This is a genomic window from Psychrobium sp. MM17-31, from assembly GCF_022347785.1.
In the GTDB taxonomy this organism is placed as follows: domain Bacteria; phylum Pseudomonadota; class Gammaproteobacteria; order Enterobacterales; family Psychrobiaceae; genus Psychrobium.
In genome coordinates this window covers 198,748-223,142 of the sequence record NZ_JAKRGA010000003.1, presented here as the reverse complement: position 1 = coordinate 223,142, position 24,395 = coordinate 198,748, and the positions used below count along the sequence as shown (strand labels likewise).

Sequence of the window (24,395 nt, the reverse complement as noted above, 5' to 3'; positions counted from 1 at the left end):
TTTCTTCTTATAATCAGCCAAAGTATGTTTTTTGCAGCATACGACTACCATTAGACCTTGGTATATCGATTGTCGTAGGATCAGCGTTTAACGTTATATCCGAAAGTGGTCGGCTTAGTAAAGCGTTGTTTTTTCGGTAGCTTTATCTGCGGCTGGTAGCGACAATCGCTATCATCTTGGGTAAGATAGCCAGTGCTTATGTCAATAATTGCAGCGAATAATAATAATAAGAATAGGTAATAAGGAATAACTAAAATGGCAGAAAGTAGTGGCTTATTGGGCTTAATTTCTATCGGTTATGTTGGATTATTGTTTTTGATTGCTTGGCTTGGTGATCGCCATTTTAATATCTTTAGCCATTCTACTAAGAACATCTTTTATGGTTTATCGCTCGCAGTTTATTGTTCGTCGTGGAGTTTTCTCGGTACCGTAGGGATGTCGAGTGACAACTTGCTGTCGTATATTCCTGTTTATCTCGCGCCAATCCTACTCTTCATCTTGTTTTTCCCGTTACTGACACGGATTTTAGAAATTACCCGCGAACTTAAAATAACATCTTTAGCGGATTTTATCGCATCGCGTTACGGTAAATCACAAGGACTTGCAGCGTTAATCACTGCTATTGCGTTAATTGGTACCTTGCCTTATTTTGCGCTGCAGATTAAAGCGATGGTTAATAGTGTCCGAATTTTCGATGGCGCTATTTCTACTGATAACTTCACGTTGGCGTTTGTGATTGCGATGATACTGGCGTTGTTCACATCCTTGTTCGGTACGCGTAAGCTCGATGCAACGGAGCATCACCCAGGGTTAATGTTAGCTATCGCCTTTGAGGCAGTTATTAAGCTAGTCGCATTTCTTTTAATCGGTTTAGTTGTTTGCTTTGTCGCCTTTGATGGGTTTAGCGATATTTGGTCGCAAGCCAGCGAACGTCAGCTAATTAACCATGAAAATTCTTTTTATAACTGGGGCAGTTTGTTTGCGCAAACGCTGGTAATGATGGCTGCATTTTTATGTATGCCGCGTCAATTCCATACCATGATGGTAGAAGCTCAAGATAAACATGCATTGCGTAAGAGCCGTTGGGTATTTCCGATCTATCTGGTGTTGGCAGGACTGTTTGTTCTTCCGTTAGCGCTGGCGGGCAAGTTGATTATGGATCCAAACGTGTCGCCAGATACTTATATGATCAGCGTACCATTGTTTTTAGGATACGATTTCTTAAGTTACTTTGGATTTCTAGGCGCTGTATCTGCGGCGACCGGCATGGTGATAGTTGCAGCCTTAACCATTTCTATTATGGTGAGTAATGAGTGGGTAGTACCATTATTACTGCGCACCAATACCATTGAGCAACGGAGTTTTGAGAAATTCTCAAGCTCTATTTTAAATATCCGCCGCGTTGTCATTTTTATCATGATGGGATTGTCTTGGCTCTTTTACACGCAGGTTTCAGGTCAAAACTCCTTGGCCAATTTAGGGCAAATCTCATTTGGCGTATTTATTCAGATTTTACCCGGTTTAGTCGGTGGCGTTTATTGGAAACATGGCAATAAGAAGGGCGTTTACGTTGGCTTGATCATGGGACTCTTTATCTGGTTTTATACCTTACTTAAACCAGTGCAAGATGCGCCAGACTTCTTTACCAATTTAGCGTGGTTAAGTGATGTTGAGCCAAGTTATAACTGGATTTTAGTTAGCTTAATTTTCAATACTTTGTTTTATGTTTGGGGCTCGATGATCTTCAGACCTGGTGTGCGTGAACGCATGCAAGCTGGTCTATTCGTTAATAAAGCTGACCATGAAAAAACCATAAAAAGTTCTGCGGTAACTGAACAAGAATTAATGATGTTGGCGAGTCGATTCATTGGCCAGCCTCGCGCGCTTGCTAGCTTTATTGAGTTCGACGAAAGATTTGCGACGCAAAAGAATTCCAATAAAAGCGCCAGCGCGTCTTTGATTACTCATACCGAACTTATTCTAGCGTCGGTTATTGGTACTTCGTCGGCGTCTCTGGTAATGAACTCAGTACTAGAAGGGCGTGATATGCCCCTTGATGATTTAGTGGTGCTGATTGATGAAGCGTCTTCGAAAATAATCACCAGTCAGAAATTAATGCATAGTGCGATTGAACACGCCAGTGAAGGAATGAGTGTTATCGATCAAAACTATAATTTAATGGCATGGAATCAGCGTTACGCTGACTTATTTGACTATCCACCTAACTTTCTTGAAGTGGGCAAGCCAATTAGTGAGTTGATCCGCTATAACGCCGCGCGTGGTTTTTGTGGTAATGGTGATGTCGAAGACCACGTCAAACGTCGGATGGCACGTGTTAAAGAGGGCGTTTCATATTCATTCGAGCGCAATCGCCCAGACGGTAAAGTAATAAAGATGCAGGGTAACCCAATGCCCAATGGCGGTTTTGTTACGACATTCTCTGATATCACGCAGTATCGGCTAGTAGAGCGAGAACTCGTTAAGGCCAAAGAAGATCTCGAAGTGCGGGTAAAAGAGCGTACCAAAGCGCTTTCCTCTGCTAATGCTGACTTGTTAGAAGCAAAAACAAAGGTCGATCAAGTTAACCTTAGTAAAACACGATTTATGGCGGCGATTGGTCATGACTTAATGCAGCCGCTCAATGCCGCACGCCTATTTACAGCGTCGTTATTACAGCAAGAACATTCAGATCCCGAAGTTAAGAATACGGTACGTCACATTGCGGACTCTTTAAAGTCCTCAGGGGAGTTACTGGCCGACTTACTCGATATTTCAAAATTAGAGTCAGATGCAATAGAGGTTAAGAAGGCAGATTTTCCTGTGTCGATGTTGCTTAGTAACTTTAATGCAGAATTTGGCGCAATGGCGGTTGATTCGTCTGTCGATTATCGCTCAGTAAATTGTAAAGTAGCCGTGCATAGCGATATCAATTTGTTACGCCGTATCGTACAAAACTTTTTAACCAATGCGTTTCGTTATGGCGCTGGCGGCAAGGTACTTTTAGGCTGTCGTCGTCATGGCGATGAGCTGAGCATCGAAGTATGGGATCAAGGACAGGGGATCCCCGAAGATAAAGTGGACGATATATTCTCTGAGTTTCAGCGTTTAGAAGACAGCTCGGTATACGATCGTAATGGTTTAGGTCTCGGCTTAGCAATTGCCGATCGAATCGCCAAGGTGCTTGGCCACAAAATATCGCTGCGCTCGACGGTTGAAAAAGGCTCTATGTTTAGTGTATCTGTGCCTATTGTTAAGCAATATGCGCCAAAAGCGGCAGCGCCTGTTGCTAACTTTGGGGCTAACCAGCTTGCCGGTATTAAAGTGTTATGTATCGACAATGAAGAAAAGATTCTGGTTGGCTTGGAGCTTTTATTAAAGCGTTGGCAGTGTGTAGTGATGTCGGCCAAGAGTTTAGAAGAAGCCATTGAGCTTATTGATGACAATGAATTACCGGATGTAATGCTGGCAGATTATCACTTAGATCATGACAAGACGGGTTTAGATGCGATGGAAGCCTTACGTCAGAAATACGCAGTTGAAATCCCTGGCGTACTTATCACAGCAGATACGCGTAATGAATTGGTTGAGGAAGTTGAGGCTAAGAACTACAAGTACATGGCTAAGATGGTTCGTCCCGCCGCATTGCGCGCAATGATTTCGGGACTAATTTAGGTTTAGATAAAGGAAATAGGCGTGAGTGAAGAAAAAGCCATTTTACAAACATTAAAAAAGCAATTGAAGTTGCGAGGTTTAACCTATGTTGACGTCGCTGAACACTTGGAGCTTAGTGAAGCGTCCATCAAGCGTTTATTCGGCGAAGGAAATATCAGCGTTAGTCGATTGGAGTCTATTTGCAGGTTACTGTCTATCACGCTGACAGATCTCGTGATGATAGCTCAACTCGATCAAACACAAATTTCCAGTTTGACCTATGAGCAAGAGCAGCAAATGGTGGCAGACGAACGGCTTTTGATGGTGTCAGTGTGCGTGATTGACGGTTATTCTTTTGAGCAGATTACCTCGCAGTATGACATTACAGAGGTAGAGTTGATTCGTCATCTAGCGCATTTAGATCGCCTTAAGATTATTGAGCTTCAACCAGAGAATAGAATCAAACTGTTAATTAGCCCGAGTTTTAGTTGGCTGGCTAACGGTCCAATACAGCAATATTTCCAGCAACATATCAAAGAAGAGTTTTTTAAGTGTCAATTTAACCAAGATAATGAAAAGTTACTGGTGATAAACGGGCTCTTATCTGATGCTAGTAACAATGAATTACAAACGGAAATGCAACAGCTTATCAATAAGTTTGCAGCGTTAAAGAAAAGCGAACAGCGGGTATCAATGGACAACAAACACGGGACGACACTTGTAGTAGCGATGCGCCAATGGACATCGAGCCTGTTTGAGAAAAACGCTAGGTAGCTATCGCAATGAACTTATAGCAATGAACCAAAGCAAAGAAAAAGGCGACTTAAAGTCGCCTTTTTTAATGTTTTACGTAGCTATTACAACGAAGGGTTATTCACTTCTAACTGACTTAGTGCGATAACCGCTTGAGTACGGTTTCGTACATTAAGTTTTCTAAAGATCGCTGTCGCATGGGCTTTGATAGTCGCTTCAGAGACATCGAGATCGTAAGCGATTTGCTTGTTTAGTAAACCCTCGCCAAACATTTGCAATACTTTGTACTGTTGTGGCGTAAGTTCAGCGAGACGATTAGCGAAATCACCTTCTTCAGAGATATCTTCTTTTGATAAGTCTAAACCTGCTGGTAACCAAGTTTCGCCTTGTAAGATTGCATCTAACGCGGTGGCTAAGTCTTCCATCGATGTTGATTTGGGAATAAAACCACAACTGCCGTAGTGCATCGCTTTAGCGATAGTTTTCGTATCTTCATGGGCTGAGATAACAACCACCGGAATAGCAGGGTAGTGACTGCGTAGATGAATTAAGGTTGAATAACCATGTGAACCAGGCATGTTGAGATCTAAAATGATTAGGTCAAGCATAGAATCATTATCTAGCTGCGCTTGCAGCGAATCTGCTGATTCAGCTTCGAGCCATGTCGTATCGGGATAAGCGTTATCAAGCGCCTGTCGTAAAGCACTCCTAAATAGCGGATGATCATCGGCTATGACTATTTTAAAACGCTCTGACATACTTTATTCCTTATTATTATTTTCGATGAGTGTACAACGACGACTCGCCAAATATCAATCAATTGACCCTTAGCCAAAAGTCTAACACGCTTGATTTTTAAGCGCTAGCGCTGGTTTTCGACGCTCAAATAAAAGCAACGAATGGCTTTTTTTGATAATTAATTTATAATCCCGCTCCATTATTGAAAGAGAACATTAGGTAACTTCATGATAGATGTACCTGCAAAGCCAGCCGCAGATTATCCATTTCCACCAAAGCCAAAGCAGTTAACGCCGGAGCGTACTACTGAGCTTAAGGAAAATATTAAGCGGATGTTGGTGGAGCAAAACGCCGTATTAGTTGCGCATTACTACACAGACCCTGAAATTCAAGCACTTGCAGAAGAAACCGGTGGTTGTGTTTCTGATTCGCTAGAAATGGCGCGTTTTGGTGCTGAGCACCCAGCGAAGAAATTAATCGTTGCTGGCGTGAAGTTTATGGGGGAAACCTCAAAGATCTTAAGTCCTGATAAAACCGTGTTAATGCCAACATTAGAAGCGACGTGTTCACTTGATGTTGGTTGTCCAATTGAGGAGTTTAGCGCTTTTTGTGATGAGCATCCTGATCGTACCGTTGTGGTTTACGCCAATACATCTGCCGCCGTTAAAAAACGCGCAGATTGGATTGTAACCTCAAGTATTGCCCTTGAAATCGTTGAACACTTAGACGAGCAAGGTAAGAAGATTATTTGGGGACCAGATCGTCATTTAGGTGGCTATATTCAACGTGAAACCGGCGCCGATATGCTGTTATGGCAGGGTGACTGTATTGTTCACGATGAGTTTAAAACCAAAGCGCTTATCGATATGAAAGCGGTTTATCCTGACGCACAAATTCTGGTACACCCAGAATCGCCGAAAGAAATCGTTGAACTTGCTGATTCAGTAGGGTCCACCAGCCAACTAATTCAAGCAGCTCAAGCGTCTGATAAAGAAACTTTTATCGTCGCAACTGACCGCGGTATTTTCTATAAAATGCAGCAACTAATGCCAAACAAAACCTTTATTGCCGCACCAACAGCTGGTGAAGGTGCCACGTGTCGCTCATGTGCCAACTGTCCTTGGATGGCAATGAATGGCCTAGAGGCGATTGAAAATGCGCTGGCGACAGAAAACCCAGTAGAACACGAAATCTTTGTTGATGAGTCTTTACGCGAAGGCGCGCTTATTCCATTGCGTCGTATGCTAGATTTCGCAGCAGAATTGAAAATGAAAGTGAAGGGTAACGCGTAAGTAGTTAACTTATGCAAAAACAGGCGCAGGTTGTTTAGTAACCACTTGATAAAACAAGCGTTGCTTTAGTCAAGTGGTTCACATACACTAGCGCCATCTTTTAGACAGCCTTTGTCTAAGCGTTGACTAGAGTTATAAAGATTCAAGTCGAATATCCAAAACGGTGAGGTGTCCGAGTGGACGCTAAAGGTTTAAGTGCACGCTGGCGTGCTACGAAGGCCTCTATCCGAAAGTGAAGCTGTTTATTAAAGCAATTAAACTTTGAATATCTTATACGGTGAAGTGTCCGAGTGGCCGAAGGAGCACGCCTGGAAAGTGTGTATACGGAAACGTATCGAGGGTTCGAATCCCTCCTTCACCGCCATCTTTTTTTATCTATCCCCGCAGTTTATAATTAAACTATCAGTTGTTTTGACGATTTAATTTAGCTAAATGATTAGTCTAAAGTGTCAAATGCTCATTTAAGATTGTTAAGGAAAACACATGCGATATCTATTTCTACTCATATTCATTTTTTGCACTTGTTTTTCGTATGCGATGTCGTCCGAGAAATCACTAGAAAGTTTACAGTTCTTGCCTCTCAAAGAAAGATATTTTCGAATGGGAGAAAGCTTTTTCCTTGAAAAAACTGCCAGACCAGATTACAAGCAAGCGTACAAGTACTATAAAAAGGCCGCTGAATATAGTCATAAACTAGCTGAATTTCGCTTGGGGTTGATATATCTAGAAGGGGTAGTAGGCCCCAAAGATCGAAATAAAGCAATTCAATGGTTTGAGAAATCAGCGCAGCAAGGCTTGTTAGAATCGCAATTCAATCTCGTCGTTTTGCTCTGGCATGAAGGCAAGAATGATGAGGAGATTCAGCGCGCATTTTACTGGGCAGAACAATTAATGAAGCAAGATGATATTTACGGCTATTATGCAACCGGCAGAATGTTGCTCAGTGGAGAGGGGACAAAATACAATCCGAAATTGGGTATTAAGCGTCTTGAACATGCTGCCAAGAAAGGAGAATACAAGGCAGCGAATGAGCTCAGCTTACTGTATAAAAATGGACAGCTACATGTGAACAAGTCTCTCAATAAAAGTTATCAATGGGCTGAGTTTTCCGCAAAAGCTGGAAATGCGAGGGGACAACTGCTTCTGTCATCACTGTTGTTAGATTGGGAATTGCCGTTTTTTAATGTGGCTAAGGGCAAGGAATGGTTATCTAAAGCGGCAGACGGAGGTAATGAAATAGCAATCGAATGGCTAGAAAAAATAACCGATAAAGAAAAAGCATTAGCGAAGTAACCTATTTATGTATCTATTGATTTAAGTAACCTATATAGGTTACATTGTTGTGGTGTTACCTAGAAATGTTACTTTAGACGCAAGAGTCATCTTGTAGTCGGCGAGCGAAACCATGACAAAATCAAACTCTCAGCCAATTTCATTTGTCGCAGTTCTGACTGGAGATATCGTAAAATCCCGTCAAATCGAACAAGCGATTTATGATGATTTACTTTACAGCTTAAACAACGTGTTGGCTTATGTTAGTCAGCAGCACGGCGACAATGCTTTTCAGTTTATTCGGGGTGATAGCTTCCAACTGGTGGTACACGATGTAGAGCAGGCTCTTAAATACGCACTTTTAATTCGATTGGCCTGTAAAGAGTTAGAGGAAACGTTAGATTGTCGTATTAGTATCGGGATCAGCGGTAATGACGTGCTACGGCATCAGATCGGTAATTCTACCGGTGATGCGTTTACATTGTCGGGGCAGGGATTGGACACTTTGAAGGACGATCGCCTATTACTGCGAGCCTTTGATAAGAATTTCAATCGACATATCGCATTGTTAATTCAATATGTCGATCATCAAATGAGTCAACTGACCCAGCGTCAAGCAGCCATCTTTCAGCTAAAAATTCGCGATCCAGAACTAATTCAGCAACAGATTGCCGATTTATTGGGGGCGCAACGAGTCTCTATTTCCCGCTCTTTAAAAACTGCGCGCTATGATTTATTAGCGCAAGCAATTGATCATGTAAGCAGGGAGATAGGAGGGCTAACGAATGGATAAGTTGTGGCTGACCTTTGGTGGATTGATGATTATGCAGATATTTGTGCAGTTTTATTGTCAACCAAGGCAATGGCGTGAAGAACAGACCAGAAGAGGGATTAAATCGTTAGCGCTAGTGAAATACAGTATTGCTCAGGCGGTATTTGCGAGCGTAGTGATACTCTTTGTCACACAGGACTTGCAATCAATTTTAACGTTAGTCATTGTGTTGAGTATTTCTCACTGGTTGATTGGCTGTATCTTGCTGTTGTCCAGAAATAAAGTGAGAGTGCTGCTGATCACTCAGGCGCTGCAGTGTTTGATCTTAGTATTGATCGCATTTCACGTGTGTGGCGTCGAACTGTCAACTATCCTATCACCATTAGTAGATAAGCTTCATGGCAAACACTTAGCGGTGTTAATCGCCTATCTTCTTGTTTTAAAACCAACCTCATTGCTTATCAGCAGCGTACTAGTAAAATACTCGCCGATTGATAAGAATAAAAATGAAGGCTTAATTGCTGGTGGTGAAATCATCGGCTATCTAGAACGATTATTAATCTTAACCTTCGTACTGATAGGCCAATATGCGGTTATTGGCTTTATCTTGGCGGCTAAATCTATTTTCAGATTTGGAGAATTAAACAAAGAAAGCGATCGTAACTTAACAGAGTATGTGTTGTTGGGCTCTCTGTTGTCAGTGACAATCACTTCTATGATCGGCTTGGGAGCAAAGTTCATTTTAGCAGCTTAATTGTCCTGAAATTGATCTAAAACAATTTTTAGCAAATACAAAAGCTACTCCACAGCGTTAATACCTTTAAAATAGACTGGTGTTAAATTTGTGAAAATCCATATGAAGACTAATGGACTAGCCACTGGAGTAGCGATGAATCGCCGCGACCTTAAAATCTTAGTTGTTGATGACGTACCTAATAACGTAAAGGTTTTATTGAATATTTTAAAAGAAGAGGGGCTTTCTCTCTCGTTTTCCTTAAGTGGACAAGACGCTGTTAATCTCGCCCAGCAAGAGCGTTTCGATCTGATTCTATTAGATGTCATGATGCCAGGTATCAATGGATTTGAAGCGTGTAAGGCAATACACCAAACTACTTTAAATAGTGACACGCCAATTATTTTTATTTCGGCGAGAACAGATGTTGAATCTATCTCTCGTGGTTTTGCGATTGGCGGTGTGGATTACATTGTAAAACCGTTCCATCCTGAAGAAATCATTGCGCGAGTCAATACGCATCTCGAGTTATCTCTAAATCGTCGTGAACTGAAAAGTGAGCTCAAGCATTTAAGTCATCGCGCTGCGCACAAAGAACAACGATTGATGGACGAAATTGAACAGTCGCAGCGTGACATGATCCATGTGTTGATGGAATTAATGGAAATGACCTCGGATGAAACGGGCCAACACATTAGGCGTGTCGCCGATTGCGCGAAGTTGTTAGCGCAATATATGCCACAGCTCGATGAAGATGATGTTTGTCTGATTTATCACGCAACACCGATGCATGACATTGGCAAAGTCGTCATCGACAAGTCAATTCTGCACAAGCCAGCGAAATTGACACCAGAAGAATTTGAAATAATGAAAACGCACACCAGTAAAGCGGCTGCATTATTTCCCAAACCAAAGCGCCGCATCATCAATGCCGCGTCAATTATTGCTATCGAGCATCACGAGCGTTGGGATGGAACTGGATATCCTAACGGATTAGCGGGAGATGAAATACACATTTACGCGCGAATTGTTGCGTTAGCCGATGTGTTTGACGCCTTAACTCATAACAGAACCTACAAGCCTGCTTGGCCAGTGGACAAAGCACTGGATTACATTCGCAAAGAGCGTGGCAAACACTTCGATCCTCAGGTCGTAGATGTATTCTTTGAGCATATTGATGAGTTTGTAGCGATTTTAGATGATGAGCAAAGTGCCATTTTATAAGCGAGCTATCAGCTTTTTATTAGGTCTTTTGTGTTTATTAATGCTGTGTTCGGTAAACGCTGAGCAAGTTTCCAAAATCAATTTGACGAAAGAACAACAGGTTTGGGTTGCTGAAAATCCGCTGATATATGTCGGTGTCAGTAGTGATTGGCCGCCGTTTGAATATCAAGATGTGCTAGGAAACCCACGTGGCATAGATATCGATATTCTTAATTTAATATCTGCGCGAACAGGCTTAAATTTTGAAATCAAATCGGCTAAGTGGTCTGATAATTTAGCGTCTTTTAAAGCGCAGCAGCTCGATTTATTGATCGGTGTAAAATATTTGCAAGAGCGCGAAGCTATAGGACATTACTCCAGCGCCTATTTGCAGGTGTTGGATTACTTTTTTGCCCATCAGCGTTATGCCGATACGCCATTTAGTGAGTTAACCGATAAACGTATCGCTATACCAAGAGAGTATGCAACGAGCCATTTTATACGAGATAACTTTCCCCATCTTCAGTTATTGGTCGTTGATACTTTATACGATGCTATTGACGCGGTGATTGAAGGCAAAGCAGATTTGCTTTTCAACAATTACCAAACCGTATCTTATATTCTGACTCAGAATAATATAAACGACATTGTTCCTAAACAGTCGATGCGGCACACAGGTCGCACTGGTATTCATTTACTTAGCCGTCATTCAAAGCCTATTTTGGCTGAAATTATTGAAGTCGCGTTGCAAAGTATCACGCTTGAAGAGAAAGAAAATCTCAGCAGGCTTCATATGGGCTTAGCACGGACTGCATTATTTGAGCGGTTTGAGCGAGCTAATATTGAATTTACCGATCAAGAAAAAGCTTATTTGTTGAGTAAGCCTGTCATTACCATGACGGGAGATCCCAATTGGTTACCTTATGAAGGACTCGATGAGCAGGGCAATTACGTTGGAATAGTGCCAGACATGCTCGATCTTTTTGAAGAGCGGCTTGGCATTGTATTTAAGCGAGAAATTGGTCCGAGTTGGATAGATTCGGTAAAGCTATTTGAGAGTAACCAAGTTGATGTTATCTCCGAGACTTATCAGTCAGATATCGGTGATAATACGTTATATACCAATGCATATTTGTCGAGTCCTATTGTGTTAATTATGCGAGATAAGCAGCAGTTTGTCGGCGATTATCGCGATGTAGCGCCACTAGAATTGGGACTAATTGAAAATTATGGCTACACCAAGCAGGTAGAGCAGAGTTTTCCCAACAAAGTGTTTTTCCGTTACGGCGATATCGATGTTGGTTTGAACGCGGTAGCAACAGGCAAAGTCGATGTATTGTTTGCCACGTTAGCGCAAGCGAGCTATCACATGGCATCGCAAGGCATGAATAATCTGCGTATTGTTGGACAAACGCCTTTTAAAACAGAGTTATCTTTTGGAACACATAAAGATAATCAATTATTGGTGTCAATTCTCAACAAAGCATTATTGTCTGTCTCCCAGAATGAGAAGCAGGCGATCGTTCAACGGTGGGGCGATGAAAAATTTGTTTCTCGCGTCGATTACACCTTAGTATTGATAGTATTTCTGATTGCGGTCGTGCTGTTGATTTTAATCGTTTCTTGGTATCAAAAATTATTCCGAGAAACTCAGGCTCGGCAAGAAGCGCAAGCCCACTACAAGTTGTTGTTAGAGTCACTGCCAAGTCAGGTGATGGTGGTGAATTTGGACGGCATAATTGAAGACGTTAACAAACAAGTACTCGAAGATTATCAGTGCAGTGCCCAGCAATTAATCGGTCAACCATTCGTTAACCTGCTCAATGAACCAAGAAACTTTACGTTTTTCAGTAATATGATCGAAGAAGATGGCATTGAGCAATTAACCATCGAATTTAAATGGCAGAATCAAGTTCATGCGATGATGTTATCTATGCTGCCAATCAGTGTGAACAACAAACCTGCATTGTTAACCTTGGTTGTCGATATCACGAGCCGTGTCACCATGGAAAAGATGATTATTGATGCGCGAAACTCAGCAATTGAAGCAAATAATGCAAAGTCATCGTTTTTAGCCAACATGAGTCATGAAATTCGCACACCAATGAATGCGATTATTGGTTTTAGTCAACTGCTTAGTGCCAGTGTTGAAGAGCCTAAAGCGCAATCTTATTTAAAAACCATTCGCAGCGCAGGAAACTCACTGTTGGTATTGATCAATGACATTCTTGATTTGTCTAAAGTCGAAGCTGGCAAACTTCAGTTGCAACTCAAAACCACTAACTTATCGTCATTGCTACGAGAAGTGATTCAGATCTTTGAAATCGATACCAACGAAAAATCTATCGAATTGCACATGAACATCGACCCTTATATGCCTAACCTAAAGCTCGATGAAGCTCGATTGCGTCAGGTGTTATTTAATCTAGTGGGTAACGCCGTTAAATTTACCCAACGTGGTAAAATTGAGCTCAATGTTGAGCTAACTCTATGTAACGATGATTTGGCGGTTTTAAAGGTCGCGGTGTCCGACACTGGCGTAGGAATTAGCCCTCAAGCTCAAAAAACTATTTTTGACAGTTTCACTCAAGCGAATGAGCATAAAAATGTACATGCGGGAGGGACTGGCCTGGGACTGGCGATTAGTAAACGCTTGATCGAATTGATGGGGGGCGAGCTCACAGTGACCAGCGAGCTTAACCGCGGCTCTACATTTGCTTTTACACTACCAAATATCGCTCTAGTTACAGATGAAGTTACTAAGAAAAGACTGTCGGGAAGTGACACAATACAATTCATGGCGCAACGTATTTTGGTGGTCGATGACGTTGAAGATAATAGGGCATTGCTCAAGCAATGGCTGACGATGCTTGGTCTAGTGGTAGAGAGTGTGAGTGATGGCCAAGCTGCAATCGATGCAACATCCGACAGCGATTTCGATTTAGTACTACTGGACTTAAAAATGGCTGGGCTGAGTGGACATGAAGCGGCGAGCGTGATCAAACAACGTCGGCCCAAATTGCCTATAGTTGCAGTGTCAGCTTCGTCAAGCAGTGAGCAGATTGATTACAATGACTTTGTCGGCTATTTGTCTAAGCCAATATTACAGAGCGATCTGATTGATGAGCTTAAAAAGCACTTAGCGTTCAGTGTGGTGCAATTTAATGATAATGCCGTAGAATCAAATTCACTAATATTGAGTTATGAAATAGTGTCGGCGCTTACCTATAACTATGAACTTCGAGCGAAAAAGGTATTAGAAAGAAACAGTTTAGACGAAATCAAAAACTTTGCTGATGACCTTACGCACAGCGCCCAGCAGTTGCAGTGTCCCGAGCTGATTTCGTTTTGTCAGCAACTATTGATTGCCGTTGAATGTTTTGACGTCATCGAAATTCAAAACCTAATGGAATCATTTATTAGCCAATTCAAAGATGAATCAGGTGCAAGATTAAGCTATTTAAAAAGCTAGAAATCTGTGCTTTACTATCATTCTTTTGTATATGTTATAGCTTAAAAGTAGTTATATAGTATTATTTTACGTAAGGTTAAGGGCTTAATGTCTTACACTTTGTTGTTTACGTTATTGGCTTTGGGCGTTAGTGCTCTGGTGGGTCGATGGTATTTTAAACTCCCAAATAACATCTGGTTGTTGTTTTTTGCACAGCCGTTAGCGATGTGTGCGACTTCTTTAATGGTTCTAGTGAGTGGTATTTTAGGCCAACATCTCGCGCCAGATCCTGAAATAGCGACCCTCCCCATATCTACGCTTATTATTGGCGTGGCGATCGCCGTGATTCCTGCAAATAGACTAACTAATCGTATTGGACGTCGTTTCAGCCTATTGGTTGGTTTATCCATTGCTGTGTTTGGCGCATTAGTGTCGGCGTTCGCCGCTATGAATTCATCATTTTGGTTGCTGGTTGCGGGCAGTATCCTACTGGGCTTTAGTATGTCATTTGTCGCGCAAATGCGTTTTTGTGCACTAGAAAGTGTTGAGAGTGATGATAGCGCTAAGGCGCTGTCAATCTTGATGGTGGGTGGTATTTTCGCAGCGATGTTAGGGCCAGAATTAGCGGTGGCTGGTAAAGATTGGATAGCATCACCGCACGGTTTTGTTGGCTCTTTCGTCGGACTTGCAGTCATTATGGTGCTCAGCATGCTGGCAATTTCTCAATTAACACCGACGCAAGCAAAAACGGAAACAGCAAGTGGCGAATCTCGATCTTTACTTGAAATTTGTAAACAGCCGATATTTTTAGTTGCATTAGCCAGTGCTGGTATCGGCTATGGCGTAATGAGTTATGTCATGACTGCAACGCCACTTAGCATGCACGTGATTGACGGCCATTCGCTTGAGCAAACTAAATGGGTGGTACAAAGCCATATTATCGCGATGTATTTACCGTCGTTATTCTCGGCTTGGATTGTTCGAAAACTCGGTTTGTTAAACGTGATGCTTATTGGTGTATTGTGCTATTTAGCCGTTGTATTGTTCGCCTTATTAGGTCACAGCGTCATGCATTATTGGTGGGTAATGGTGCTATTGGGTGTTGGTTGGAATTTCCTATTCTCAAGTGGCACGTTACTGTTACCAAAGTCATATCAATCTCACGAGCGCTTAGGCGCGCAAGCTGTTAATGATTTCAGTATTTTCGCAACGCAAGCTTTGGTGTCATTACTGGCGGGAGTTGTTTTGTTTAATTTTGGTTGGATAGCCTTGGTGTTAGTTGGGTTACCTTTTGTTTTAGCGATGTTAGCTATTGTGATATTTGCTAACAAGAATGCTTCAATCGTTAGTAAGTTAGGCAGTTAACGTGATTAATGCGCGCTCGAATAAAAATATTTTAAAGCTCATCAAGTATGGGCCTATTACGGTTGTTTTGTGTTTCTCGGCGGTGATGAGTACCTTGCTTATCAAAGAGAATACGGCGTCACTTGAACGCGAAATTGCGACACTCTCTCACAATGCCATTAGCCAACAGCGCTTGGTGCTGAAAAACCAAATCGACGCGTTATCGTCACACATTTCATTTGAGAAAAACACGGCGACTGAGCAACTTCAAAATGGTATTCGTGAGCGGGTTCATGAGGCTCATGCCATTGCTTCCGGAATTTATCGCAGTAATCAAGATTTGCCGAAGGCTGAGATCGGTAAACGAGTGAAAGATGCTTTGCGTAATGTAAGATTTTTAGAGGGGCGAGGTTATTTTTTCGCGACATCTCTCGATGGCGTTAGTGAATTATTGCCAATTCAGCCAAGCCTAGAAGGTACATCAATTACAACCATGGTTGATATCAAGGGAACTAAAATTGTTAAAGAGATGATCGCGTTAATGAAAGAGCGCGACGAAACTTTTTATCACTATTGGTTCCAAAAACCCGATTCTGACGGCAAGCCCTACTTTAAAGTGGGTTTTATTAAGTTGTTTGAACCACTTAATTGGTATTTAGGCACTGGTGAATACCTCGTTGATTTTGAAGCGCACTTACAAAAATTGATGTTAGCGCGTTTGCAGCTCAGCCGCGCCGATTTAGGCTTTGATTATTACATCGTCGACGAGGAGCTCAATTATATTGCTCATGATGATCCTACTGTGCTTGGTGAGCAATCGAATGCGCCAATATTTCACGCAAAACAGCGCCATACACTGGCGACAGACGGTCAGTTTTTAGAATCGACTAATACCTTTACCGATGCGAATGGGCTTTTAACGGGAAATATTATCTACGCGCGGCACAATCCGGACTGGCATTGGACCTTAGTTGGCGAAATCGATCTTAACGAAGTGAATCAATATTTTTTAGATCATAAAGCAGAGCTTGAAGCACAGAACCAAGAGACATTGGTTAAATTATTATTGCTAAGTACGTTACTGAGTTTGCTATTGGTTGCTGTGTGTTTTGTTATTTCTCGCAACACCGCTAAACGCTTCAAGCGCTACGAATCGAAAATACTTCTCAATTTGTCACAGCTTAATGAAAATAAAGAGCAGTTAAATTTTTTAGCGAATCACGATCCGCTGACTAAACTGCCAAACCGTCGCGAATTAGAATCTTCCATTGAGCGAGATATTGAGCTGTGTCGAGATTCAAACACTCAGCTGGCGGTAATGTTCTTTGATTTAGATGATTTCAAAAAAATTAACGATCATTACGGCCATGCTACTGGCGATAGTTTACTTACCATTCTTGGCGAGTCCTTTAGTAATCTATTAGGGCCGAAAGACAATGTATTTCGTTTTGGCGGTGATGAATTTATTTTCAGTTTTCCGATGCTCTATGACATTGAGCATGCGAAAGAGAAAGTGTTGGCCATCCAACAAGTATTTGCCCGCCAAGTCGAGGTGTGTACTAATCAATTACACGTTAATGGCAGTATTGGTATTGCGATGTATCCCAACGATGCTAGTAGCGCCAGTGAGCTCATTCGCAAAGCCGATTTAGTGCTATACAAATCTAAAGCACAGCAAAAAGGCCAATACTTGTTTTATGAGCAAGCGTTACATCAAGAATTAGAGCGTGCCTTGGTTATTGAAACACAACTACGCACTGCGCTTGCCAAAAATGAATTGTTTGTGGTTTATCAGCCGCAAATTTGTGCCGCTAGCGGTCAGATCATGGGGGTCGAAGCCTTAATTCGTTGGAACAATGATGAACTTGGATTTGTGCCGCCAGACGAATTTATTGCAGTGGCTGAAAATATCGGGCTGATCGACGAAATAGGGGACTTTGTTATCGAGCAAGCCTGTGGCGATATTGCTAACTATAATCGCAATAACGCCAGCCCGATTACAGTATCGATTAATGTATCACCGGCTCAATTGGTCAAAGAAGATTTCGTGCGTAAGGTGTGCCGCGTAACCCAGCGCAACAAATTATCAAATGCCTATGTGACGATTGAAATCACTGAGAATGTGCTAATTTCTGAAATGGGGCGCTCACGCGCGGTGATTGAAGATCTGCGCGATCATGGATTTGATGTATCACTCGATGACTTTGGTACAGGTTATTCATCCTTAAGTTATTTAAGTCAGTTATCGATTAACGAACTGAAAATTGACCGTTCGTTCATTGTGAAGTGCTTATCGTCTGAGCAAAGCTTATCCTTGGTGCGTTCGATTATTCTTATCGCGCAATCAGGGCATATGAGCACGGTTGCCGAAGGCGTCGAAACCAAAGAGCAGTATGAGCAATTACGTGAGCTTGGTTGTGACATTATTCAGGGCTATTACTTTAGCAAGCCGTTGGCGTTTGATGACCTATGTCAGCAGTATGTCCCTGAAGTTGAAGCCGTCATAGATTAGACAAATGAATTTAGTGAAAATGGCGTGCTTTAGGATTTAATTGCTCCAGCAGGTGAGATAAATCAGTGAGTTTCCCAGCGATGATATGACACACATCGCCTTCACGCTCTAAAATACCTTGCACTTTTAAGATGCGCGAGGTTAAAAACGCTTGTTTTTGCGCACTTGCCGTGGCTTGCCATACAATCACATTACTTGAGCCGGTGTGATCTTCAAGCGTAATAAAGGTCACGCCAGCTGCAGTTCCCGGCGCTTGTCGCCCAGTCACCACACCAATAACTGTCACAGGTTTTTGATGCTCTATGGTGTGTAGGTTTTGTACTTGCGTGTAACGACTAAGCTGATTATGGCGCTCTAATAGCGCTATTGGGTGATGCTCAAGGCTAAGGCCGATACTCTGATAATCTTCTAATAAATTATCGCGCTCACTGGGCTGGCTAATATAGTCATTGTTGACACTTGGCTCAGTCACTTTGGGGGCAAGCTGACGAAACAGCGGCAGATCGTAAAGATCGTCCATCATTAACCAACGCAGCACATATCTATTATCGCCAAAGGCATGTAGCGCGCCGCTGCTAGCGAGTGCATTGAGATCTCGCTGGGTAATAACGCCGTGCTCATAACCCAAGGCTTTGATGTCATTTAAGCTAGCAAATCCCGATTGTGGTCTGTGCTCGATTATCGCATTGGCGGCAGTTTCACTCAGCCCTTTAATTTGCCTAAGGCCTAAACGCAGCGCTTTGATATGAGGTTTAGCTTGGTTCTGTGCTTGTTTTTCTAGTGTGTAATCATACTGACATTGGTTAATATCAAGTCCCAACACCGTTACGTCGTGACGCTTAGCATCTTGAATGAGCTGCGCTGGCGAATAAAACCCCATTGGCTGACTGTTAAGAAGTGCGCAGTAAAACACCTCGGGATAATAATATTTGAGCCATGCTGAGACATAAGCCAGCACCGCAAAGCTCGCTGAATGAGACTCTGGAAAACCATATTCGCCAAAGCCACAAATCTGTTTAAAAATGCGCTCGGCAAATTCTTTGCTATAACCGCGTTCTGTCATGCCGCTCAGTAATTTGTTTCTAAAGGGCGTTAATAGGCCGTTGCGTTGCCATTTTGCCATCGCGCGGCGCAGTTGATCCGCTTCACCGCCGCTAAAACCAGCGGCTACCATTGCCAGCTTTATCACTTGCTCTTGAAAGATCGGCACCCCTAAGGTGCGCTTAAGCACGCTTTTAACTTCAGCAGACGGGTAACTAATTGCTTCAATGCCATCGCGACGCTTTAGATAAGGATGCACCATATCTCCCTGAATAGGCCCAGGGCGAACAATGGCAATTTGAATCACTAAATCGTAATAACAACGGGGTTTTAAGCGCGGTAGCATACTCATTTGCGCCCGTGATTCTATTTGAAACACACCAACGGTATCAGCTTGTGATATAGCGTGATAGACCTGTGGATCGTCGCCAAAGCGCGTGATATCGGCAATGGTGTAGTCGTGATCATAATGTTGCTTTAACAACGCAAAGCTTTTAGCCACAGCACTTAACATACCAAGGGCGAGCACATCGACTTTTAACAGGCCAAGGGTTTGTAAATCTTCTTTGTCCCATTGAATGACGGTGCGATTTTCCATCGCCGCATTTTCAACTGGCACTAATTCGTGTAGCGGGCCTGAAGATATAACAAAACCACCAACGTGCTGGGATAAGTGGCGTGGAAAACCTAAGATCTCGTGCACTAAACTCACAAAATGCTGGGCGAGGGTGCTAGATAGATCCAAACCATGTTCACTAAGCTGCTCAAACCAAGGTACGCTTTTATCGCGCCTGTTAATGTTTTTTATAAAGTAATCGAGCTGAGTTTCACACAGTCCTAACGCTTTGCCGACATCGCGGATCGCACTTTTTAAACGATAGGTAATGACCGTTGCGGCGAGTGCTGCCCGTTTACGACCGTATTTTTGATAAATGTACTGAAAAACTTCTTCGCGGCGCTGATGCTCGAAATCGACATCAATATCTGGCGGCTCGTTGCGCTCTTTCGAAATAAAGCGCTCGAATAAGACCGAAATTTGCCGAGGATCGACGGCGGTGATCTCAAGGCAGTAACAAACAATGGAATTGGCCGCCGAGCCGCGCCCTTGATATAAAATGCCTTTGTTTTTGGCAAACTGCACCACGTCGTACACGGTTAAAAAGAAATATTGATAAGACTGTTCGCTAATAAGCGCCAGCTCTTTTTCGATAGTGGCGCGTGTTTCGTCGGTAATTCCTTCTGGAAAACGCCTTTTTATGCCGCGCTCTACCAACAAGCGCAAATAGGAGTCTGGCGTATGCTCCTGTGGCAGTACTTCACTGGGGTATTCGTAGCGTAGCTGTGATAAATCAAACTGACATCGCTTGGCGAGCATAGCAGCGTTAATAAGATATTCTTCGCGAAATAGTTTACTTAGCTGATGGACAGGTCGCAGCGCATATTCACTGTTTGATAATGCCGATGCACCTAGACTTTTAACATTACAGCCGTGCTTGATGGCAGTTAGCGTGTGTTGCAGAGCAAGACGCTGACGACTGTGCATTAACACGCCGCCACAGGCAACAATATCGAGATGATGAGTTTTCGCCAGCCCCTGACAGTGACGATGATAATGGGATTCCCCCATGGTGAGATAGGTGCGCAGTCCGATATATAAACGCCCTTGATGATATTTATTAAGCCAGATGAGCCATTGCTCGTCACTGTTTGGTTTTCCGCTAGGAATAAATAGCACGAACGCCTGCTTTAACGACATTAAATCCCAAGTCGATAATTGATAGTGGCCTTTAATGGCGCGGCGGCGACTGTTAGTAATAATACGGCACAGTTCGCCATAGGCTTTACGGTTTGGACACAAGATGACGACGGTAAGATCATCAAGTTTAAACAACGCGCCAACAATGAGTTTGATGTTGAGATTGTTGTCCTTAATTTCGCTATAGGCGCGCACCACACCAGCTACCGAACACTCATCGGTAATGGCAATGGCGTCATAACCGTAAAACGCGGCTTGCGTCACTAGCTCTTGCGGCTGTGATGCACCGGTTAAAAACGAAAAATTACTTTGGCAAAACAGTTCGCTATAACGCATGCTTAGCTCCAATCTTCAATTCACACTTAACCAAAGTAGCCATGTAAAAACCATTGCCCTGCGGGAATTTGAAACACCCAGCACCACTGCAGTTGCTCGTTGCGGGCAATGTAATAATCACGAGTGATGGTATGCTTTTGCCACCAATGGCCGCTTAAGCGCTCAGGTCCGTGAAAAATGCTTACTGGCATGGTGAGCGGTTGTGGTTTTTCGAGTAAATAACTCGGGCGCAGGCCTGCACGTAGTTTGTCGTTAATCTGGCTATTATCTTGCGTCGGTGCTGTTAATTGATTTTCGACACTAGCCTTTGCTTGGGGTGATGTATTTAAACCGTTAATGGCTGTTATCCCGTTAATGACTTCAGGTAAATGACTATTGTGATAGCTAGGAGCTATTACGTGTTCACTGCCGAGTTTAGCGTGTAATAAGCTAACGAGCTGAGCTTTTGATAATCGCTTGCGTGAAGCGTTATGGCTAGCTTGGCTAAGAATGTCATCGCTGATGGTGCGATTAGCAATTACATCACAGCAATCTAAACTTATCGCAATAATAGGCGCGGGCAGTTCGACCCGCTCTAATTGTAAGCTGATTAAATTAAGCCACGTTGATGCACTTTGCTCGCCTTGCGCGCTGCTAATAGTGACGGAAAGTAGTGGCTCCTTAAGATTAGCTTTTTCTCGCAGGTGTAATGTTAAGGCAACAGATAGCGCTAATTTATCGCGGCTACGTAAATAACGACTTAGCTCTGCTAATATTTTTTGCAAGATAGGCGCTAAGCGGGTGGTTGTGTGTAGCTCGTAATGGAGCTCGCAATAATAATGAAACGGGGTTTGTGGCAAATAAAAATCGATAAGCGCAGGCACATCGCCTTTGAGTTTATTCAAATACGATAAGAACTCGCTATCAAAACGCGTACTAAGCTGCGCTGCAGGGAGGCTAACTAGCTGGCCAATGTCATGCATCCCAATAGCGCGTAATTGCTCAATGATCTTGTCGGCTACATCGAGATAGTTAATGGATGTATTGCTAAGCCAATCATGGATCACATGAGGATCATCACTGATACGTAAAGTATTGATTGGCAGTGATTGAGCTATCACCTGAGCCGCAATGGGATTGAGAGCGCAAGCGCCGCGATAAGTCAGTTGTAAGTTATTCAACCAGTGTTTTAGTTGCTTGGCTGTGCCATTTAAATCGCCATAGAGAGCGAACATGGGAGATAAACGCAGTAATAATCCCTGCGGCGGCATTGGCGCAATATCGGCGATAACGCTATAAGCCGATTGCGTGATTTGCGCTAGTAACTTCTGGGTTAGTTTGCTGTTGTAATTGTGCACCTGCATCTGATTACTTAACGAAATCGCGCGTCCTAAGCCAAAACCTAAACATACACCACAGTCGATAGCCGCTTTATTCGCTTGCACCACGCGATTGTATTGACCATCGACAATAATGATTGGCGTTGCCATCGATGCAGTTTGCGCTATGTCGCTGGCCATTAAGCTATCGAGCTGCAATTGGGGAAAGTCTAAATAGAACCACAACATTAGCTAACTCGGCGTTTGCCCAGCGCGATAACATTATCGCGGGTAATGTGAGTCACTAGATCTGGCCAGCGCTCACTCATATCAAGCACAAATAATGGCTGCGGCCAATGACCCTGTTGTTTTTTGATAGTAATTGTCAACCCCTCATCACAAGGCATTAGCGCCAGCGATAAATTAACGGGCAGGGTTGCCAATTGATTGGGGGGACGAATAACGATCAAACGCGAACCCGTCGCTTTAGCCGCAAGTTTCAAACGTTTTACTTGGCAACTGCTGAGCTGTGTTTGCCACAATACAACAGAGCTGACACAACCACTGAGTAGACTTTGCTCTGCACACCACAGCTGCTTATCACTATCACTGTGGTTGATCACCAACGCACTGGCTGGCTCAATACCATTGAGGGACAGCATCTGGCTGTTAATAACGCTCGGCGGATTAATAAACAGCAGTAATTGCTCTTTATTAGCGTTGCTTGTTAAATACGGTGCAATTAAGCGCAATTCACCAATGCCGTTATTAGTTTGTAATTCAATAATGCCTTGTTTGGGCCAACCACCACTAAGTTTTTCATCTAACAATGGATAGCCTGTGGTTTGATAATCTTCATTAATGGCCTGTTGGCTCCCCAGCCAAATCTGGCGACCATCGATAAGTTGGCTAAAATCAGTACGCATGACACAGCCTCAAAATAAATACTGTATATATGTACAGTTATAATGTTTTGTCGGTATTTTTGCAACAAAAAGCGCTGTCATGTTAATTAATGACTAATGGTTTTAGACAACAAAAAGAATATAAGTCTTTGCAATAGTTAAAGTTTTATCTTATGTTAGGGCGTATAAAAATATAGGGAGTGTAGAATGAGTCAGCAAAGTAACAACAGCCATTGGATTATTGGTGCATTATTAGTAGCCACAGGGATTGCTTCTTCTGGCTATTTCATTAGCCAAACACTGTATAAATCCAAAGTTGCCCTGAATACTGCTGTGGTAAAAGGACTCGCTGAGCGGCGCGTTGAATCAGACAAGGCGTATTGGACCATTGAATACAGTGTCACAGGCAATAACAAAGACGATATTCCAGAGCTTTACGGCGCATCAGAACAAGATCAAGCCACCATTATTGAGTTGCTAAAAAGTAGTGGCTTTAGCGACGAAGAAATTAAACCTGGTGTACTGGATTATCGCAAACGTGAATATCGCGACGAGAACCAAAAACTGGTGGAAGAAAAGCATTTCCTTATTGGCAAAATAGATGTGGAAACCCATCAAGTACATTTAGTGGCAAAAGTTCGCGCCAAACTCAATAAACTCATTGCCCAAGGTCTAGATCTTACCAACAACGCACCGTCATACCACTTCACCAAACTCAACGATATCAAACCAGCCATGCTGAAAGAAGCCACAACCAATGCTCGCTTAGCGGCCAATGAGTTTGCGCAAAACGCTGGTGTCACTGTTGGCGGTATTCGCAGTGCGCGCCAAGGCGGTTTTATTATTCGCGATGTCGGCAGTAACTATGGTGACGATAAGAAAATTGCCAAAGATGTGCGTGTGGTAACCAATGTCACTTTCTTTTTAACGGACTAAATAAGGCTCCATTATGATTGTTGTCTACGGCATCAAGGAACAACTCAATCCAATAAAAGCACAGTTATCTGATGCTATTCATCACTGTATGAATCAGGTACTTGGTTTACCCGAAGATAAACGTGCGCAACGCTTTATTGGGCTGGATAAAAGCGATTTTTATTATCCGGGTGGTCGCTCTGATCGTTATACTGTTATTGAAATCAATATGATGGCGGGGCGTAAAGTCGACACCCAAAAAGCATTGATTAAAGCATTATTTGAGACTTTGCATCAGCGGCTGGATCTCGAGCCGATTGATGTTGAAATCACCATTAAAGAGCAAGCGCCATATCAATGGGGATTTCGCGGCATGACGGGAGATGAAGTCATGGATCTCAATTATCAGGTGAAGGTCTAACG

16 protein-coding genes and 1 tRNA gene are annotated in these 24,395 nt (G+C 42.8%); 13 read left to right on the top strand and 4 right to left on the bottom strand.

Features of this window, described 5'->3' with window-relative positions; genetic code table 11:
- The first annotated feature begins 255 nt into the window (after positions 1-255).
- Together MHM98_RS09900 and MHM98_RS09895 are read left to right on the top strand one after the other, a co-directional pair.
- Complete coding sequence (locus MHM98_RS09900; protein WP_239439112.1) at positions 256-3,672, top strand: PAS domain-containing hybrid sensor histidine kinase/response regulator; 3,417 nt, start codon at positions 256-258, stop codon at positions 3,670-3,672.
- Between the two features lie 21 nt (positions 3,673-3,693).
- Positions 3,694-4,425, top strand: coding sequence for a helix-turn-helix transcriptional regulator (locus tag MHM98_RS09895; RefSeq protein ID WP_239439111.1), 732 nt, complete (start codon positions 3,694-3,696; stop codon positions 4,423-4,425).
- Positions 4,426-4,508: 83 nt separating this feature from the next.
- On the opposite strand, the gene MHM98_RS09890 is transcribed toward MHM98_RS09895, so the two are convergent.
- Positions 4,509-5,162, bottom strand: coding sequence for a response regulator transcription factor (locus MHM98_RS09890; protein ID WP_239439110.1), 654 nt, complete (start codon positions 5,160-5,162; stop codon positions 4,509-4,511).
- A 207-nt stretch (positions 5,163-5,369) separates the two neighbouring features.
- Between MHM98_RS09890 and nadA the strand changes: the two genes are divergently transcribed.
- The 9 genes from nadA (at position 5,370) to MHM98_RS09845 (ending at position 17,721) form a co-directional block, all read left to right on the top strand.
- The gene (gene nadA, locus MHM98_RS09885; protein ID WP_239439109.1) at positions 5,370-6,434 is read left to right on the top strand and encodes a quinolinate synthase NadA; all 1,065 of its coding nucleotides are present in this window, start codon (positions 5,370-5,372) and stop codon (positions 6,432-6,434) included.
- A 276-nt stretch (positions 6,435-6,710) separates the two neighbouring features.
- A tRNA-Ser gene (locus MHM98_RS09880) sits at positions 6,711-6,798 on the top strand.
- Between the two features lie 236 nt (positions 6,799-7,034).
- Positions 7,035-7,727: a tetratricopeptide repeat protein gene (locus MHM98_RS09875; protein WP_239439108.1), complete on the top strand. Its 693-nt coding sequence runs from the start codon at positions 7,035-7,037 to the stop codon at positions 7,725-7,727.
- Positions 7,728-7,839: 112 nt separating this feature from the next.
- Positions 7,840-8,499, top strand: coding sequence for a hypothetical protein (locus MHM98_RS09870; RefSeq protein WP_239439107.1), 660 nt, complete (start codon positions 7,840-7,842; stop codon positions 8,497-8,499).
- The gene (locus MHM98_RS09865; RefSeq protein WP_239439106.1) at positions 8,492-9,232 is read left to right on the top strand and encodes a DUF3307 domain-containing protein; all 741 of its coding nucleotides are present in this window, start codon (positions 8,492-8,494) and stop codon (positions 9,230-9,232) included. Before MHM98_RS09870 ends, MHM98_RS09865 begins: the two co-directional genes overlap by 8 nt.
- Before the next feature lie 102 nt (positions 9,233-9,334).
- The gene (locus MHM98_RS09860) at positions 9,335-10,435 is read left to right on the top strand and encodes an HD domain-containing phosphohydrolase (protein ID WP_239439105.1); all 1,101 of its coding nucleotides are present in this window, start codon (positions 9,335-9,337) and stop codon (positions 10,433-10,435) included.
- Complete coding sequence (locus MHM98_RS09855) at positions 10,410-13,886, top strand: transporter substrate-binding domain-containing protein (protein WP_239439104.1); 3,477 nt, start codon at positions 10,410-10,412, stop codon at positions 13,884-13,886. Before MHM98_RS09860 ends, MHM98_RS09855 begins: the two co-directional genes overlap by 26 nt.
- Positions 13,887-13,973: 87 nt before the next feature.
- A complete protein-coding gene (locus MHM98_RS09850; RefSeq protein ID WP_239439103.1) occupies positions 13,974-15,230 on the top strand; it encodes an MFS transporter in 1,257 nt (418 codons plus the stop codon).
- A gap of 1 nt (position 15,231) precedes the next feature.
- Positions 15,232-17,721: an EAL domain-containing protein gene (locus tag MHM98_RS09845; protein ID WP_239439102.1), complete on the top strand. Its 2,490-nt coding sequence runs from the start codon at positions 15,232-15,234 to the stop codon at positions 17,719-17,721.
- A 10-nt stretch (positions 17,722-17,731) separates the two neighbouring features.
- On the opposite strand, the gene MHM98_RS09840 is transcribed toward MHM98_RS09845, so the two are convergent.
- The 3 genes from MHM98_RS09840 to imuA are packed head-to-tail and all read right to left on the bottom strand — an operon-like array spanning position 17,732 to position 23,078.
- Positions 17,732-20,854 (bottom strand): error-prone DNA polymerase, encoded by a 3,123-nt coding sequence (locus MHM98_RS09840; RefSeq protein WP_239439101.1) that lies wholly within the window; start codon positions 20,852-20,854, stop codon positions 17,732-17,734.
- 26 nt (positions 20,855-20,880) lie between these two features.
- Positions 20,881-22,401 carry a DNA polymerase Y family protein gene (locus tag MHM98_RS09835; protein ID WP_239439100.1) on the bottom strand — a complete coding sequence of 507 codons (1,521 nt, stop codon included), beginning with the start codon at positions 22,399-22,401 and terminating at the stop codon, positions 20,881-20,883.
- Positions 22,401-23,078 carry a translesion DNA synthesis-associated protein ImuA gene (gene imuA, locus MHM98_RS09830; protein WP_239439099.1) on the bottom strand — a complete coding sequence of 226 codons (678 nt, stop codon included), beginning with the start codon at positions 23,076-23,078 and terminating at the stop codon, positions 22,401-22,403. The genes MHM98_RS09835 and imuA overlap by 1 nt, the downstream gene beginning before the upstream one ends.
- A 186-nt stretch (positions 23,079-23,264) precedes the next feature.
- Between imuA and MHM98_RS09825 the strand changes: the two genes are divergently transcribed.
- A complete protein-coding gene (locus MHM98_RS09825) occupies positions 23,265-23,993 on the top strand; it encodes an SIMPL domain-containing protein (RefSeq protein ID WP_239439098.1) in 729 nt (242 codons plus the stop codon).
- Positions 23,994-24,006: 13 nt separating this feature from the next.
- On the top strand, positions 24,007-24,393 hold the full coding sequence (locus MHM98_RS09820; RefSeq protein WP_239439097.1) for a tautomerase family protein: 387 nt from the start codon (positions 24,007-24,009) through the stop codon (positions 24,391-24,393).
- Positions 24,394-24,395: the final 2 nt, after the last annotated feature.